The organism is Rhodococcus sp. NPDC059968 (assembly GCF_042738615.1).
Taxonomy (GTDB): domain Bacteria; phylum Actinomycetota; class Actinomycetes; order Mycobacteriales; family Mycobacteriaceae; genus Rhodococcus_F.
This window is the reverse complement of the sequence record NZ_JBHWUE010000009.1, coordinates 115516-131359: the sequence shown is the minus strand read 5'-3', so window position 1 is coordinate 131359 and position 15844 is coordinate 115516. Positions and strand designations below refer to the sequence as shown.

Here is a 15844-nt window from a genome sequence, read left to right as displayed (position 1 = left end):
AACTTTACCTGCGGTTCACCGTTCCACGAACCCGGTGAGGTCGCCGCGGGCGGAATCCCATTGCTCCACGACGAGATCCACGGCGCCCGGCGTGTCTCCCGACCGCAGCAGCGTCAGCAGGGTCTCCAGCTTGTCCCGAGGTCCCTCGGCGATGACGAGCACGCGGCCGTCCTTCTGGTTGGCCGCGTATCCGTCGAGGCCGAGTTCCAGGGCGCGGGCGCGGGTCCACCACCGGAATCCCACACCCTGCACGTAACCGTGCACCCACGCGGTCATCCTCTCCATGTCCGTCACGACTGCTCGAGCTTGTAGATCTTCCCGGTGAAACTGGTGGCGTAGAGCGCGTCCGGATCCCAGCCCGGTCCGGCGCCGAACCGCACCGAGGACACGAGCGGCAGCCCGGACGCCAGGGCGCAGCTCTCACCCGTCGTGGGATCGACCCGCACCACCTTGCCGCCGCCGTTGTAGGCGACGTAGACGATGCCGTCCGGTCCGACAGTGAGGTCGTCGGCCGCGTTGAGGGGCCCGGAGCCGGGCAGCTCGACCGATACGACGGGACCGCCGAGGTCGTCTTCGCGGAGGATGCGCAGCGTGGTGGTCGTGTCGAATGTCGTCACCGTGTAGACGTTGCCGTCGTGCACGGCGAGTCCGTCGACCGTTCCCAGATCGGTGCGCACGACCTCCGGTGTGTGGGGATCCGCGGCCGGAACACGGGTCAGTCCTGCCCCGGAGCCCAGATTCCGCGCGGTGAGGATGTCTCCGTTGCTCAGCCGGACGAGCCCGTTCGGCATGACCAGCCCCTCGGTCACCGTTCGTCTGTCACCCGTGTCGAGGTTCACGACGTCGACCGTGCCGCTCGCCGAGCCCGTGACTCCGGCGGCGAAGGAGTTCCCAGTGGCGAAGTACGCGTCGGCGCCGTCGACAGCGATTCCGCCGGGCGACTCGATCTCGGGCACGATCGGGGTGACGGTGCCGTCAGGGGCGACCCCGTCGAGGGCTCCGCCGCCGACCAGGCCTGTTCGCGACACCAGCATGGTGCCCGCGCCGTCGAAGGCCAGGTTCTCGAGAACACCCGCCCCGGACGTCACCTCCGACACCGACCACGGGGTGCACGCACCGCCGGGGGGCGAGAACGCGGGCCCGGCAGCCGCGGGAGCGACCACGAGCAGACCCGCGCAGAGCGCCGTCCCGCCCGCGAGCGCCGCCAGCTCACGCCGCATCATGCTTCCCTTTGGACGGTCAACGTCACCGTCGTCCCGGCCTTCAGTGTCCGCCCGACCGTGCAGACCTTGTCGACCGACCGTTCCACGAGCGCCACCAGACGCTCCTGCGCGTCGGCGTCGAGCTCGCTGAGATCCAGCTCCAGCACCTCGTCCAGCTGCGGGTATACCTCGTTCTCCCGGTCGGCGGCACCGGACACCCGGATGGTGGCGTCGTAGTTGTCACCCAGCCGCCGCGACAGCGGGAAGTCCGAGCTCATTCCGCTGCACGCGGCGAGTGCGATCTTCAGGAGTTCCCCGGGGGTGAACACGCCCTCCACGCCCTCGGAGCCGATCAGGACCTCGGCGCCGCGCGAGCTGCGGCCGGTGTACCGCCGGGTGCCCGTTCGCTCGACCCACAGTGAGGTGGGCGCCGTCGTGTCGGAAGTCTGTTCTGCCATGCGCTCAATCCTGCCACCGATCGGCACAACGCCAGGTAGGTGGGTGGGCGGCAGCGGTTTCCGCGCAATTGTGAACGAGGATTCTCAGCAGAGGGAACCGGTGGGCCGTAGGGTGAACCGACCAATGACGCCGAGACGTAGCGGGGAATGCAGATGGGCCAGATCGGTAGTGCGGGAGAGCGCCAACTTCAGTCCGAGTACGGCACCGAGGATCGTGCCGCCAAGTTCTACTCGGATCAGATGCTGGATCATCTCAATCCGACGATGATCGAGTTCATCGGACGCCAGGAGATCGCCTTCATCGCCACCGCCGATGCATCCGGCGAATGCGACAACAGTCTGCGCGCCGGGACACCGGGATTCATGCACGTCATCGACTCGAAGACCCTCGCGTACCCGGAGTACCGCGGCAACGGCGTGATGGCGAGCCTCGGCAACATCCGGGAAAACCCGCACGTCGGAATCATTCTCGTGGACTTCGTGCAGGACCTCATCGGACTGCACGTGAACGGTTCGGCACGGATCGTCGAAGACCCCGTCCTGCGCTCCGACATCGTGGATCTGCCTGCGGACCACACGAACGGCCGGATCCCGGAACGCTGGGTGGTCGTGGAGGTAGAGGAGGCATACATCCACTGCCGCAAGCACATTCCGAGAATGACACCGGTCCCCCGCCACCGTGAGTGGGGCACCGACGACGTGAAACGCAAGGGCGGCGACTACTTCGACGCCAAGGCGACACCGCGCCACGACACCGACGGTCAGTTCGCCGAGGAGGCCGTGACCGCCGCGCTCACACAGACGATTTCGCCGGGCTTCTCCGTGGTGCCGGCTGGCACTTCGGGCAACTGAACGACGAGCGGTTCATGAATTTCTCCCGCCGGATCGCGGTGCCGCACCGCGGGCACGGGCGATCCTCCTGACCGTAGGCGGACAGCGAACGGTCGAAATAGCCCGACTCGCCGTTGACGTTCACGTAGAGCGCGTCGAAGGACGTGCCGCCCTGGGTGAGTGCCTCACGCATGACCTCCTGGGCGGCCGTGAGCACTTCACGGATCTTGGGCCCACTCAACCTGTCGGTGAGCCGATTTCCGTGAATCTGGGCGCGCCACAGCGCCTCGTCGGCGTAGATGTTGCCGATGCCGGAAACGACGGTCTGGTCCAGAAGCGCACGCTTGATCTCGGTGTGCTTGCCGCGCACGACCTTCACGGTGGCCGCGAGGTCGAACCGCGGATCCAGTGGGTCGCGGGCGATGTGCGCCACCGAATCCGGCACGAGCGAGCCGTCGACGTCGACGAGGGGCGCCAGCGCCCAGCCCCCGAACGTCCGCTGGTCGACGAACCGGAGGTCGAGACCGGAATCGAGCCGGGCCCGGATGCGCAGATGCTTTTCGGTCGGCAATTCCGGTGGCTGCACGAGCATTTGACCACTCATGCCGAGATGCACCACGAGAGCGACCGTGCTGGGTTCGAGGACAAGCCACAGATACTTTCCACGACGGTCGGCGCTCGCGATGCGTTCGCCGGTGAGCTGTCCGGCGAGGTCGGCGGCGCCGGGGAGATGACGCCGAATCGCCCGCGGGTGCAGGATGTCGACGGAATCGATCGACGCCCCCACGATGTGGCGTTCGAGTCCGCGCCGGACTACCTCGACTTCGGGTAGTTCAGGCACTGACGTCGTCGGCCGCTACGTCGGGGCCTGCGTCGGACAACGCATTCCACGCCGTGCTCGCAGCCTTCTGCTCGGCCTCTTTCTTGGATCGACCGATACCGACGCCGAGGGGCTTGCCTCCGACGATCACGGTGGCGGTGAATTCCTTGTCGTGGTCCGGGCCGGTCGCGGTGATCTCGTACGCCGGGACACCGACGCCACGCTCCGCGGTCAACTCCTGCAGACTCGTCTTCCAGTCCAGACCCGCGCCGAGACGGGGGGCTCGCTGGAGGAGGTCGCTGAAGAGGTCGAGTACGACGCGTCGCGCCGTGTCGATGCCGTGCTCGAGGTGGATGGCGCCGAGAATCGACTCCATGCCGTCGGCCAGGATGCTCGGCTTGTCACGGCCACCGGTCATCTCCTCGCCCTTGCCGAGCAGGAGATGGGCACCGAGGCCGCCCTCACCGAGAGCGCGGGCCACCTCCGCGAGCGCGTGCATGTTGACGATGCTCGCCCGAATCTTCGCGAGGTCGCCCTCGGACTTCTCGGGATGCGCAAGGTACAGCTTCTCGGTGACGGTGACTCCGAGCACGGAGTCACCTAGAAATTCGAGACGCTCGTTGGTGGGGAGACCACCGTTCTCGTACGCATACGAGCGGTGCGTCAACGCCAGGGTGAGCAGCGAAGGCTCGATTTCTACGCCGAGGGCGGCGAGGAGGGAAGCATGATCCTCCTCGCCGCCGGCGGGTGTATTACTGATGTCGCTCGTCACAACGCCTCTCCGCGGAGAACTAAACGGCGGCAGTGACCTGGCGGCCCTTGTATGTGCCACACGACGGGCACGCGACGTGGGGCAGCGTCTTCTCGCCGCAGCCACGGTTGGGGCAGGTGACGAGGGTAGGCACAGTGGTCTTCCACTGGCTGCGACGCGACCTCGTGTTGGATCGCGACATTCTGCGCTTGGGGACAGCCACTTCTACTTCTCCTCGGCTTCGGTGTTCACAAGATTCTTGCTGGGTTCTGATTCCACGCCAAATTTGGCTGCAAGACCAGCCCAGCGAGGATCAAGTATGTCATGCCCATGGCCAGATTCGGCAATCGCCAGGCGAACGCCACATTCTGGGCACAATCCTTGGCAGTCGTCACTGCAGAGCGGCTGCAACGGCAGTGCGAGGCCGACGGCGTCGATCACGACGGGTTCGAGGTCGATCTCGTCGTCCACGACGTGATAGACCTCCCCCTCCTCCGTGGTCTCTTCCGTGGCGCTGTCCGGGTAAGCGAACAGCTCCGTGAGAGTCAGGTCCACCGTGTCGGATAACGGCTCGAGACATCTCGAGCACTCCCCCGCGGCATCGGCTCGCAACGAACCCGTGACCAGGACCCCCTCGGATACGGCCTCCAACCGGAGATCGAGATCGATCTCCGATCCTTCCTCGATGGCGATCAGGTCGAGACCGATGCGCCGTGGCGCCGTCACCACCCGTTCCACGGTGCGCATCGAACCGGGACGACGGCCGAGTTTGACCGTGTCCAGCACGAAGTCCGCGTCCCGACGGGAACGCGATGAGCTGTGGCGATGGGATGACAACAAACTTCACTTTCGAGAAAAGGGAAACGACAAAGGGCAACCACTCCACGATACGCAATCTGCGCGGTGGAGCCAAATTCGATGGAGCGCGCCGGCCTGACGGTCGCTCAGCGGCGACGCTCGGCCCGGCGGTCGTCGACGTCGTAGTCCGAGGCGTAGTCGGGAACACCCGAACCGGTCCGCAACTGCTGACGTCCCCGCCCCACGGACCGGACCGTGCCGTTCAGGAAGTCCTCGAACTCCGCGAGCTTCGTGTCGACGTACAGATCGCAGTCCGAGCGGAGACGATCGGATTCGGCGTGCGCGGAGTCGATCACCCGGGCCGACTCGGCGTGCGCCGCCTGGACGACCTCCGTCTGCGAGACGAGGCGCGCCTGCTCCGCCGTGCCCTCCGCAACGGACCTCTCGTAGGACGCCTTGCCCGACTCGATCATGCGATCGGCCTCGGACCGCGCACGACCCGTGAGTGCGTCGTACTCACGCTGGCCTTCCGCGACGGAGGACTCGGCCTCGGCGCGCGCGTCCGTGACCAACTGCTCGGCGTGCGCGCTGGCCTCGGCGACCATCCGGTCGGCCTGCGCCTTCGCGTCCGCCAGAATACGGTCGGCGTCGTCTCGCGCGTTCTCGATGGTGGAGTTCGCCTCGACGTTGGCGCTGGAGACGGTCTTCTCCGCGTTGGACCGCGCGTCCCCCACCAGTTTGTCCTTGTGGTCCAGGACGTCCTGGGCGTCGTCGAGTTCACCGGGAATCGCATCGCGCACGTCGTCGAGCAGTTCGAGGACGTCACCGCGTGGAACCACGCAGCCGGCGGTCATCGGTACGCCGCGTGCCTCTTCGACAATCGCGACAAGTTCGTCGAGCGCCTCGAATACCCGGTACACAAGCAACCCCAATCATCCATGACCCTCAGCAGGTCGGCGCAGCCGTCTTCGTGCAAGTCTGCCCGACCGGACGCCGCGGGTGTGTCGTGGCAGCCGGTGTGTCGGGTATCAGCTGCTCTCGGCGGCGCGCTCGGCGATCCTCGCGAGAAGACGGGCGTGCACCTTCTCGGGCAGCATGTCGGAAACGTCGCCACCGAACGTGGCCACTTCCTTCACGAGCGAACTCGACAGGTAGCTGTAGGTGGGGTTGGTCGGGATGAAGAGGGTGTCGACGCCACTGAGCTTCTGGTTCATCTGCGCCATCTGCAGCTCGTAGTCGAAGTCGTTGGCGCCGCGCAGGCCCTTGACGATCGCTGTGATCCCTTGCTGCTTGGCGTAATCCACCAGAAGGCCGTGCCAGGAGGACACCCGCACGTTGGGCAGCTCACTGGTCGAGTCTTCGAGCATCTCGATGCGCTCGTCGACGGTGAACAGGCCACGCTTGCTCTTGTTGACCATGACCGTCACGATGACCTCGTCGAACTGCGCGGCAGCTCTGCCGATCACGTCAAGGTGGCCATTGGTCACGGGGTCGAAGGATCCGGGGCAGACAGCGCCAGTCATGAGTCCAGACCGTAGCAGGTCGCCAATTCGATTCTTGCCTCGCCGTACTTCTTCGCCTTGACGGGCGCGAAGCCTTCGGGCCAGGCCGTCTCGGGTGACCTCGACGACCGCTCGAGCACCACGATCGAGCCGTCGCCCACCCAGCCGTTGACCCGCAGGTGGCCGAGCACCGTCTGCACCGCCGCGTCGTCGACGGCGTACGGCGGATCTGCCATCACCAGGTCGTACGGCCGGTCGGCGGTGCCCGCGACCACCGCGGCCACTGGAGCGCCACGCACTTCCGCGCCCGGCAGACCGACCGTCGTCACGTTGTGCTTGATGATGCCCGCCGCTTTCGAGTCGGACTCGACGAGGACGACGCGGTCCGCACCCCGGGAGAGCGCCTCCAGGCCGAGCGCCCCCGATCCCGCGTAGAGGTCGAGGACGGACGCGCCCTCGAGGTCCATCCGGCTGTGCAGGGCGCTGAACAATGCCTCGCGGACCCGGTCCGAGGTGGGCCGGGTCCCGCTCGGCGGGACCCGCAGGCGTCGACCGCCCGCGAGTCCCGCGATGATCCGAGTCACTCGCTCGCGGACTCCCCCGTCGACACGACGGCGAGGAGGTCGCCGCCCTCCACCTGCTGGACCGATCCGATCGCCAGCCGGGAGACCGTGCCACCGCGGGGTGCGGTGATGGCCGCTTCCATCTTCATGGCCTCGATGGTCGCGATCGTGTCGCCGGCAGCGATGTGCTGGCCCTCGGTCACGGCGAGGGTCACCACACCGGCGAACGGCGCCGGAACGTGGCCGGGGTTGTTCTTGTCGGCCTTCTCCGCGGCCGGGAGCTCACTGGAGATGGACCGGTCGCGCACCGACACCGGACGCAGCTGCCCGTTGAGGATGCACATGACGGTGCGGTATCCACGCTCGTCGGGTTCGGAGATGGCCTCGAGCCCGATGATCAGCTCGACACCCTGTGCGAGGCGGACCCGGTGCTCGTCGCCGCGGCGCAGGCCGTAGAAGAACTGGTTCGCCGAGAGCTGCGAGGTGTCGCCGTACTTGTCCCGGTGCTCAAGGAATTCCTTCGTCGGGCCGGGGAACAGCAGGCGGTTGAGCGTCGCGCGGCGTTCGGTGGACGTGCCGGAGAGGGCTTTCTCGTCGTCCGCGGACAGAGCCACCTCGGGCTTCGCTTCGCCGCGCCCTTCGAGTGCCCGGGTGCGGAACGGTTCGGGCCAGCCGCCGGGCGGGGTGCCCAGTTCGCCGCGCAGGAACCCGACCACCGAATCGGGGATGTCGAACTTCGCCGGGTTCTCCTTGAATTCCTCGGTGGACGCACCGGATCCGACGAGGTGCAGGGCGAGGTCGCCGACCACCTTCGACGACGGGGTGACCTTCACGAGGCGGCCGAGCATGCGGTCGGCGGCCGCGTACTTGGCCTCGACCTCCTCGAACTTGTCGCCGAGACCGAGAGCGACGGCCTGGGTGCGCAGGTTCGACAGCTGACCGCCCGGGATCTCGTGCGTGTAGACGCGTCCGGTCGGGGCCGGCAGACCGGACTCGAACGGCTTGTAGACCTTGCGCAGCGCCTCCCAGTACGGCTCGAGGTCGCACACGGCCTGCAAGTCCAGGCCGGTGTCGTACTCGGAGTGCGCGGCCGCCGCCACGATCGCCGACAACGCAGGCTGACTGGTCGTGCCCGCCAGCGCGGCCGAGGCCCCGTCGACCGCGTCCGCGCCTGCGTGCCACGCGGCCAGGTAGGTCGCGAGCTGACCACCCGGGGTGTCGTGGGTATGCACGTGCACGGGCAGGTCGAAGTTCTTGCGCAGCGCCGTCACCAGGGTGGTGGCGGCCGGGGCGCGAAGCAGTCCGGCCATGTCCTTGATCGCGATGATGTGCGCACCGGCGTCGACGATCTCCTCCGCCAGGCGCAGGTAGTAGTCGAGGGTGTACAGCTTCTCGTTCGGGTTCGACAGGTCGCCGGTGTAGGACAGGGCGACCTCGGCGAGGGCGGTGCCGGTCTCGCGGACGGCGTCGATGGCCGGCCGCATCTGGTCGACGTTGTTGAGGGCGTCGAAGATGCGGAAGATGTCGATGCCGCTGTTCGTGGCTTCCTCGACGAACGCCCGCGTCACCTTCTCCGGGTACGGGGTGTACCCGACGGTGTTCCGACCACGCAGCAGCATCTGCAGGCAGATGTTCGGCACGGCCTCCCGCAGCGCCGACAGCCGGTACCAGGGATCCTCGTGCAGGAACCGCAGCGCCACGTCGTAGGTGGCACCGCCCCACGCCTCGATGGACAGCAGTTCCGGGGTCAGCCGGGCGACGTGTCCGGCGACGTCGAGCAGACCGCTGGTGCGCACCCGGGTCGCGAGCAGCGACTGGTGGGCGTCGCGGAACGTGGTCTCGGTGACGGCGAGGGCCTTCTGCTCCCGCAGTGCCCTGGCGAACCCTTCGGGACCGAGGGCGAGGAGCTTCTGGCGGCTGCCGTCCGGCGGCGGGGTGGACAGGTCGATCTGGGGCAGCTTGTCGCGCGGGTACACCGCCGACGGCCGCTCGCCGTGCGGCTTGTTCACCGTCACGTCGGCGAGGTAGGTGAGGATCTTCGTGCCACGGTCGGCGGAGCTGCGCAGCGTGAGCAGCTCGGGGCGCTCCTCGATGAACGAGGTGGTGACCCGGCCGGCCTTGAAATCGGGGTCGTCGAGCACTGCCTGCAGGAACGGGATGTTCGTCGAGACCCCGCGGATGCGGAACTCGGTGACCGCGCGGCGGGCCCGGGCGACGGCGGTCTCGAAGTCGCGGCCCCGGCATGTGAGCTTGACGAGCATCGAATCGAAGTACGCGGAAACCTCCGCCCCGACCGACGTCCCGCCATCGAGGCGGATACCGGCACCACCCGGGGTGCGGTAGCCGGTGATCCGACCGGTGTCCGGACGGAATCCGTTGGCCGGGTCCTCGGTGGTGATGCGGCACTGCAGCGCCGCACCGCGCAGCGTGATCTTGTCCTGGCTCAGACCCAGATCCGCGAGGGTCTCCCCCGACGCGATCCGCAGTTGCGACTGCACGAGATCGACATCCGTCACCTCTTCGGTGACGGTGTGCTCGACCTGGATGCGGGGGTTCATCTCGATGAAGACGTGGTTGCCGCGGGTGTCGAGGAGGAATTCGACGGTGCCCGCACAGGAGTAGTTGATCTCCTTCGCGAACGCCACCGCGTCCGCGCAGATCTTCGCCCGCAGCTCCTCCGACAGGTTCGGTGCAGGCGCGAGCTCGATCACCTTCTGGTGACGACGCTGCAGCGAGCAGTCCCGCTCGAACAGGTGGATGACGTTGCCCTGACCGTCGGCCAGGATCTGGACCTCGATGTGCCGCGGGTCGACGACGGCCTGCTCGAGGAACACCGTCGGGTCACCGAACGCCGACTCTGCCTCACGCGCGGCGGCCTCGATGGACTCCTTGAGCTGAGCCCGCTCCGCGACGCGCCGCATGCCGCGGCCACCACCACCGGCGACGGCCTTCACGAACAGCGGGAACTGCATGGACTCGGCCGCGGCCAGCAGCTCGTCCACATCGGCAGACGGCTCCGACGACGCCAGCACCGGCAGACCGGCGGCCTTCGCCGCGGCAATCGCGCGTGCCTTGTTGCCGGTGAGCTCGAGCACCTCGGCGGAGGGACCCACGAACGTGATGCCCGCCTCGGCGCACGCGGCGGCGAGATCCGGGTTCTCGGAAAGGAAGCCGTAGCCGGGGTAGATGGCGTCGGCGCCTGCCTGCTTGGCCGCGGAGACGATCTCGTCGACGGAGAGGTACGCCCGAACCGGGTGTCCCTCCTCGCCGATCTGATAACTCTCATCAGCCTTCAGACGGTGGATCGAGTTCCGATCCTCATACGGGAACACCGCAACTGTTCCAGCACCTAGTTCGTAGGCGGCACGGAAAGCGCGGATCGCAATTTCGCCACGGTTGGCGACCAGGACTTTGGAGAACATTGGAGCAAACTACCCCGCCGCGGACGGCCGCGGAGAAATGGCATCCCACATTGCAAGATCCTCCACAAACTTCACAAAGACCCCCCTGACGTGTGCGAATTCTGCAACAGACCCGAAACAGGCGAGCAAAGATTTACGTGAAGCGAAGTAAGTTCTCACGTTTTCTCCAAGTATTCGATGCGGTCGGCGTCGAGCGCCGACGTCACCATCGCCGACAATCCGGGATGGTTTTCCAAGCGCGGATCGTCCGCGATCACCGAACGCGCGAACTCGGACGCCGCGGCGATGACGTCCTCGTGGCCGAGCAGCGACAACAGCCTCAGCGTGGACGTCGTGCCCGACTGCGCCGCACCGAGAATGTCGCCCTCGCGGCGGGTGGCGAGGTCGAGTTGAGCGAGTTCGAAACCGTCGTTGGTCGACGCCACGTTCGACAATCGCTCGTAGGCGGGGCCGCCGGGGTTCATCTCCGTGACGAGAATGCACAGGCCCTGGTGCTTGCCACGGCCGACGCGTCCGCGCAGCTGGTGCAGCTGACTCACCCCGAAACGATCCGCGTCGACGATCACCATGATCGTCGCGTTCGGGACGTCGACGCCGACCTCGACGACCGTGGTGCACACGAGGACGTCGATGTCGCCGGCCGTGAAATCGCGCATCACCGCGTCCTTCTCGTCCGAGGGAAGCCGGCCGTGCAGCAGCCCCACCCGCAGGTCGGGCAAGATGCTGCCGCTCAACTCCTCGAACACCTCGACGGCGGATTTCGTCTCGGGCGCCTTCTCGTCGAACGCCTCCTCACCGTCGCTGTTCTCGCCGTCGCCGATGCGCGAGCACACGACGTACGCCTGCCGCCCCTCGGCCACGTCCTCGCGGATCCGTTCCCATGCGCGCGCGACCCACTGCGGCTTCTGGGACGCGGGTACCACACTGCTCTTGATCGGTGACCGGCCCTTCGGCAGCTGGCGCAGCGTCGACACCTCGAGATCGCCGAGCACCGTCATCGCGATGGTGCGGGGAATCGGCGTCGCCGTCATCACCAGCAGATGCGGGCTCAGACCCTCCCGCGCCCTCGACCGCAGCCGGTCGCGCTGCTCGACACCGAACCGGTGCTGCTCGTCGACCACCACCATCCCGAGGTTGAAGAATTCGACGTTGTCCTGGATGAGGGCGTGCGTGCCGATGACGATCCCGGCGTCGCCGGTGATCGCCTCGTTCAGAGCCGCGCGTTTGGCGGCGACCGGCATCGACCCCGTCAGCAGCGCCACCCGCGTGGCCTTCTCGTGGGCACCGAGTTCCCCGGCGGTCGCGAGGGAGCCGAGCATCGCCCGCAGCGACCGGGCGTGCTGCGTCGCGAGCACCTCGGTCGGAGCGAGCAGGGCGCACTGGTAGCCGCCGTCGACCACCTGGAGCATGGCGCGCAGGGCCACGATCGTCTTGCCCGAACCCACCTCACCCTGCAGCAGCCTGCTCATCGGGTGCGGCTGCGCCAGATCGGCGGAGATCTCGTCGGCGACCGTGTGCTGACCATCGGTGAGCTGGAACGGAAGCATGCTCTCGAACACGTCGGCGATCCCGCCGGGCACAGGCGGGCACTCGGGCGCGAGCCGTTCGGCGTTGTCGTGGCGGCGACGGGCGAGAACCAGTTGCAGCGCGGTCGCCTCGTCGAACCGCAGACGGTCGTGGGCGCTCTCCACGTCCTCGCGGGTGTCGGGCAGGTGCACTGACCGCAGGGCTTCGTCGAGACCGATCAGGTCGCGTTCGGCCCGGATGTTCTCCGGCAGGGGGTCGTCGACGTGATCGAGCTGATCCAGGATCTGACGGACGCACTTCATGATCGTCCAGCTCTCGACGTCCCGCGTGGCGGGATACAGCGGGATCAGCGCCCGGTCGAACACGGACATGTCGACCCCCGCACCGGCTTCCTGCGACGCCCGGGCGATGCCCGCGAGATCCCCGGCACCGCGGATCCGGGCGACGTTCACCACGGGGTCCTCGCTGCCCGCGCGCGGCTCGGGGAGGATGAGGTAGCTCGGGTGGGTGAGGCTCCACTTCTGGCGGAAGTATTTGACCGTTCCCGAGAACATCGCGCGCACACCGGGCTTGATCACGTGCTTGACCTTCTGCGGGCTGAAGAAGGTGACGTCCACGTTCTGGGTGTCGGTCGACAGGACCACCTTGAGCATGCTGCCCGGCCGGTTCTTCATCTTCACGACGGCCGCAGACGTGACCCGGGCGATGATCGTGATGTGCTCGCCCTCCGGCGGGTCCTTCTCCGCGAGCTCACGGCCCTGCGAGGCGTACCGGTGCGGGTAGTGCCGCAGCAGGTCCTCGACCGTGCGGATGTCGAACGCCGCCTCGAGCGCGTCGGCGGTCTTCTTCCCCAGCAGATGATCGAGCCGGTCGGACAGTGTGGCCATCGAATTCCTCATTCCGCCCCGAGTTGCAACAGATCTCCAGGTTGTCCACCGTGGTAGATCATCACCTCGACGCCGGGGTGCCGCTGCGAGATGTGATCGGCCAGTTCCGTGTCGAGCCCCTCCGGCGCCTCCGAGCCCATCAGGAGCGTCACCAGTTCGCCACCCGCGCCGAGGACGAGGTCCACGAGCCGCCGTCCGGCCGCGACCGCGTCCGGTTCGATGACGATCACCTCGTGACCCATCAGTCCGATGCCGTCCCCCGGTTCGCACGTACCCACGTAGGTGAGGGCCCGTTCCCGGGCGATACGCAGCGATCCCCAGCGGGTGGCGGCCGCGGCCTCCGACATCGCGAAGGCGTCGTCCACCGCCTCACGCTCGGGGTCGTGCACCGCCAGGGACGCGAGTCCCTGCACCATCGCGGACGTTGCGAGCAGCAGGACCTCGTGCCGGGCGTCCCTTGCCGCGGCACTGACCGCGACGAGTTCCTGGGCCGTCAGCGCGCCGTTGGGGAGGACGAGCACCTCGGTGCGTCCCATCTGCCTGATGATGCCGAGGAGCTGGGCGCGGGTGACGGGGGCGTCGTCGCACCGGAGGACTGTCGCGCCCTCGCTCGCGAACAGTTCGGCGGCGCCGTCTCCGGCCACGACGGCGACGATTCCCCGCTCCCCCTGATCCGGCCGGGTCCGGACCGGTGGCACCAGCCACCCCTGGTCCCGCGCGTCCACGAGGAAGCTGCTGACCCGGATTCCGTGGATGCGTCCCGCCGCGAGTCCGGCCTCCACGGCGGCGCCCGCGTCCGTGCAGTGCACGTGCACCGACCAGCCTCCGCCACCGTCGCCGACGATCACGATCGAGTCCCCGAGGGCGTTCAGCGTGGTGCGCAACTCCGCCATGCGGTCGTCGTCGGACTGCGCGACCAGGTACATCACCTCGAAGTCCTGATCCGAGCCGTCTTCGCAGTCGGGTCCGGGCCCCGGATGCGCGTGCGTGCCCTGCGACGCGGGCGGCGCGGAAACGGGGACGGGCTGTGCGCGATGCGTGGACGGTGTGCGGCGTGGAACGTGGAGCGCGATCGGTGCGCGATCCGGCGGCGCGCCCGTCACGGCTGTGACGAGAGCGTCGAGGATCACCACGAGGCCGAGCCCTCCCGCATCGACGACGCCCGCAGTGCCGAGCACGTCGAGTTGCGACGGTGTCCTGGTCAGCGCGGACGCCGCCGCATCCGCGGCTGCGCGTGCCGTGATTGCGATCGGCGCCTCGTCCGGAAACTCCGCCGCCGCGTCGGCGGCGCAGCGCAGCACGGTGACGATGGTCCCCTCCACCAGGTAGCTCACCGCGTCCGTCACCAAATTGGTGGCCATCAGCAGGCCGGTTCGGACCGTCCGGGTGTCGACGGCGGAGGTGACCGCGGCTTCCGCGACCCCTCGCAGTACCTGGGACAGGATCACCCCGGAGTTCCCGCGTGCGCCGGCGACCGCGCCCCGCGCCAGGGCGATGGCCACCTGCCGGACGTCCTTGGTGCCGCCGTCGCTGCCCGCGTACTCGTCGATCGCACCCAGCGCCGCACGCATCGTGAACAGCAGATTGGTGCCCGTGTCGGAGTCGGGGATCGGAAAGACGTTGAGGCTGTTGATCTCCTCGCACCGCTTTTCCAGACCCGCGACGGCGGTCCGCGCCCACGATTCGAGGACTCGACCGTCCATCGGGAGCTCAGGGGCCACTGTCGTCCTCTCCGGCCAGGGGAATGGGAAGGTGCCGTCAGACTAGTCGGGGGACGATGATCGGGCCCGCGGTCCGAGCCCTTCGGGACCGGGTTTGGCCAATCCGCACGCGAGCGGCTACTCTTGCACAGTTGCCTCGTAAAGGGCGCGCTTGCTGTGTCCTGTCTCCACGAAGCCAGCAAATTTCACAGTTCACTATCTTGAAGGAGTTCGCGACTATGGCTGCCGTCTGCGACGTATGCGCCAAGGGGCCCGGCTTCGGTAAGTCGGTCTCGCACTCGCACCGGCGTACCAACCGTCGCTGGAACCCGAACATTCAGACTGTTCGTGCCGAGGTTGCCCCCGGAAACACCCGGAAGGTCAACGTCTGCACCTCCTGCCTGAAGGCTGGAAAGGTTGCTCGGGGCTGACCCGACGCTGCGTGCGATGTCACTGCGCCCCCGACACTTCGGTGTCGGGGGCGCAGTTCTTTTTGTGTCGCCACACCTGTCCGATTCGGCATCGTCGCAGCGCATCGGGGCACGTCGGACACCGGCAGCGGCCCACGTAAGGTGCAACGGTGACTTCTCTCGATGGACTCAGCAAAGTACAGCTCGAAGACGGCGTCCTGCGCATCACGATCGCGACGGCGGAGAACGGCACCTCGCTGGACGGCGAGGGCATGGTGCAGGGTGCCCGGGCACTCGAAGCGGTCGGTGACTGCATCGGCAGCGTCCTTCTCGTCGGGGAGGGCCCGAACTTCTGTGCGGGCGGCAACGTCCACGCCTTCGCGTCCGCACCGGTGCGAAGCGAATACGTCGCCGAGGTGGCGCGCGTGTTCCACGAATTCGTTCGTGCGCTCGACGCCGTGACCGTTCCGGTGATCGCCGGTGTTCACGGGTGGGCGGCGGGCGCCGGTATGAGCCTCGTGTGCCTCACGGACGTCGCCATCGGCGGCCCGGGCACCAAGCTGCGTCCGGCCTACCCTTCCATCGGCTTCACCCCGGACGGCGGCATGTCCTGGACCCTCCCGCGCATCGTCGGCGACGCCCGCGCGCGCGAGATCCTGATCACCGATGCCGTTCTCAGCGGTGACGAAGCCGTCCGCCTGGGCATCCTCAGCCGCCTCGTCGGCGACGACGTCGTCCAGGACGAGGCGCTTCGGCTCGCCCGCACCCTCGCCGCCGGCCCGACGCCGTCCTTCTCGGGGATCAAGACGCTCGTGCGCGACTCGCGATATCGCACGCTCGCCGAGCAACTCGACGCGGAGGCCGCGTCGATCGCCACCGCGGCCGATAGCCCGGTGGGACGCGAGGGCGTCGACGCCTTCGTCGAGAAGCGGCGTGCCGATTTCTCGTCTGTGCGATAGAGGAGCGTGCCGCC

The 15844-nt window shown here is 67.8% G+C and carries 16 protein-coding genes; 3 read left to right on the top strand and 13 right to left on the bottom strand.

All coding sequences use genetic code 11. The features are described 5' to 3' along the window. Positions 1 to 15 precede the first annotated feature (15 nt). Genes ACFWAY_RS11645 through ACFWAY_RS11635 form a run of 3 tightly spaced genes read right to left on the bottom strand, consistent with a single transcriptional unit; the run spans position 16 to position 1660 of the window. Positions 16 to 285 carry an acylphosphatase gene (locus tag ACFWAY_RS11645; protein WP_378450218.1) on the bottom strand — a complete coding sequence of 90 codons (270 nt, stop codon included), beginning with the start codon at positions 283 to 285 and terminating at the stop codon, positions 16 to 18. Positions 286 to 290: 5 nt separating this feature from the next. Beyond that, the gene (locus ACFWAY_RS11640; RefSeq protein WP_378510733.1) at positions 291 to 1220 is read right to left on the bottom strand and encodes a hypothetical protein; all 930 of its coding nucleotides are present in this window, start codon (positions 1218 to 1220) and stop codon (positions 291 to 293) included. After that, positions 1220 to 1660, bottom strand: coding sequence for an OsmC family protein (locus ACFWAY_RS11635; protein ID WP_009479711.1), 441 nt, complete (start codon positions 1658 to 1660; stop codon positions 1220 to 1222). The genes ACFWAY_RS11640 and ACFWAY_RS11635 overlap by 1 nt, the downstream gene beginning before the upstream one ends. 147 nt (positions 1661 to 1807) lie before the next feature. Here ACFWAY_RS11635 and ACFWAY_RS11630 point away from each other — a divergent pair, with 147 nt between their 5' ends. Beyond that, the gene (locus ACFWAY_RS11630) at positions 1808 to 2512 is read left to right on the top strand and encodes a pyridoxamine 5'-phosphate oxidase family protein (RefSeq protein WP_378450216.1); all 705 of its coding nucleotides are present in this window, start codon (positions 1808 to 1810) and stop codon (positions 2510 to 2512) included. On the opposite strand, the gene mutM is transcribed toward ACFWAY_RS11630, so the two are convergent. The 10 genes from mutM to ACFWAY_RS11580 form a co-directional block, all read right to left on the bottom strand. Next, positions 2454 to 3332 (bottom strand): bifunctional DNA-formamidopyrimidine glycosylase/DNA-(apurinic or apyrimidinic site) lyase, encoded by an 879-nt coding sequence (gene mutM / locus ACFWAY_RS11625; RefSeq protein WP_378510709.1) that lies wholly within the window; start codon positions 3330 to 3332, stop codon positions 2454 to 2456. The genes ACFWAY_RS11630 and mutM overlap by 59 nt on opposite strands. Next, positions 3325 to 4083, bottom strand: coding sequence for a ribonuclease III (gene rnc / locus ACFWAY_RS11620; protein ID WP_378450214.1), 759 nt, complete (start codon positions 4081 to 4083; stop codon positions 3325 to 3327). The genes mutM and rnc overlap by 8 nt, the downstream gene beginning before the upstream one ends. A 19-nt stretch (positions 4084 to 4102) precedes the next feature. Continuing rightward, on the bottom strand, positions 4103 to 4285 hold the full coding sequence (gene rpmF / locus ACFWAY_RS11615) for a 50S ribosomal protein L32 (RefSeq protein WP_005240446.1): 183 nt from the start codon (positions 4283 to 4285) through the stop codon (positions 4103 to 4105). Between the two features lie 2 nt (positions 4286 to 4287). Next, on the bottom strand, positions 4288 to 4848 hold the full coding sequence (locus tag ACFWAY_RS11610) for a YceD family protein (protein WP_378450213.1): 561 nt from the start codon (positions 4846 to 4848) through the stop codon (positions 4288 to 4290). A gap of 158 nt (positions 4849 to 5006) precedes the next feature. Beyond that, positions 5007 to 5780, bottom strand: coding sequence for a DivIVA domain-containing protein (locus tag ACFWAY_RS11605; protein ID WP_378510732.1), 774 nt, complete (start codon positions 5778 to 5780; stop codon positions 5007 to 5009). Between the two features lie 108 nt (positions 5781 to 5888). Continuing rightward, complete coding sequence (gene coaD / locus ACFWAY_RS11600; protein WP_073359143.1) at positions 5889 to 6383, bottom strand: pantetheine-phosphate adenylyltransferase; 495 nt, start codon at positions 6381 to 6383, stop codon at positions 5889 to 5891. After that, positions 6380 to 6946, bottom strand: coding sequence for a 16S rRNA (guanine(966)-N(2))-methyltransferase RsmD (gene rsmD, locus ACFWAY_RS11595; RefSeq protein ID WP_378510708.1), 567 nt, complete (start codon positions 6944 to 6946; stop codon positions 6380 to 6382). Before rsmD ends, coaD begins: the two co-directional genes overlap by 4 nt. Beyond that, complete coding sequence (locus ACFWAY_RS11590) at positions 6943 to 10347, bottom strand: pyruvate carboxylase (protein ID WP_378450211.1); 3405 nt, start codon at positions 10345 to 10347, stop codon at positions 6943 to 6945. The genes rsmD and ACFWAY_RS11590 overlap by 4 nt, the downstream gene beginning before the upstream one ends. Before the next feature lie 155 nt (positions 10348 to 10502). Further along, positions 10503 to 12761 (bottom strand): ATP-dependent DNA helicase RecG, encoded by a 2259-nt coding sequence (recG, locus tag ACFWAY_RS11585; RefSeq protein ID WP_378510707.1) that lies wholly within the window; start codon positions 12759 to 12761, stop codon positions 10503 to 10505. A gap of 8 nt (positions 12762 to 12769) precedes the next feature. Continuing rightward, a complete protein-coding gene (locus ACFWAY_RS11580; RefSeq protein ID WP_378510731.1) occupies positions 12770 to 14464 on the bottom strand; it encodes a DAK2 domain-containing protein in 1695 nt (564 codons plus the stop codon). A gap of 236 nt (positions 14465 to 14700) precedes the next feature. Here ACFWAY_RS11580 and rpmB point away from each other — a divergent pair, with 236 nt between their 5' ends. Next, the gene (gene rpmB / locus ACFWAY_RS11575) at positions 14701 to 14892 is read left to right on the top strand and encodes a 50S ribosomal protein L28 (protein WP_005240429.1); all 192 of its coding nucleotides are present in this window, start codon (positions 14701 to 14703) and stop codon (positions 14890 to 14892) included. 149 nt (positions 14893 to 15041) lie between these two features. Further along, a complete protein-coding gene (locus ACFWAY_RS11570) occupies positions 15042 to 15830 on the top strand; it encodes an enoyl-CoA hydratase/isomerase family protein (protein ID WP_378510706.1) in 789 nt (262 codons plus the stop codon). Positions 15831 to 15844: the final 14 nt, after the last annotated feature.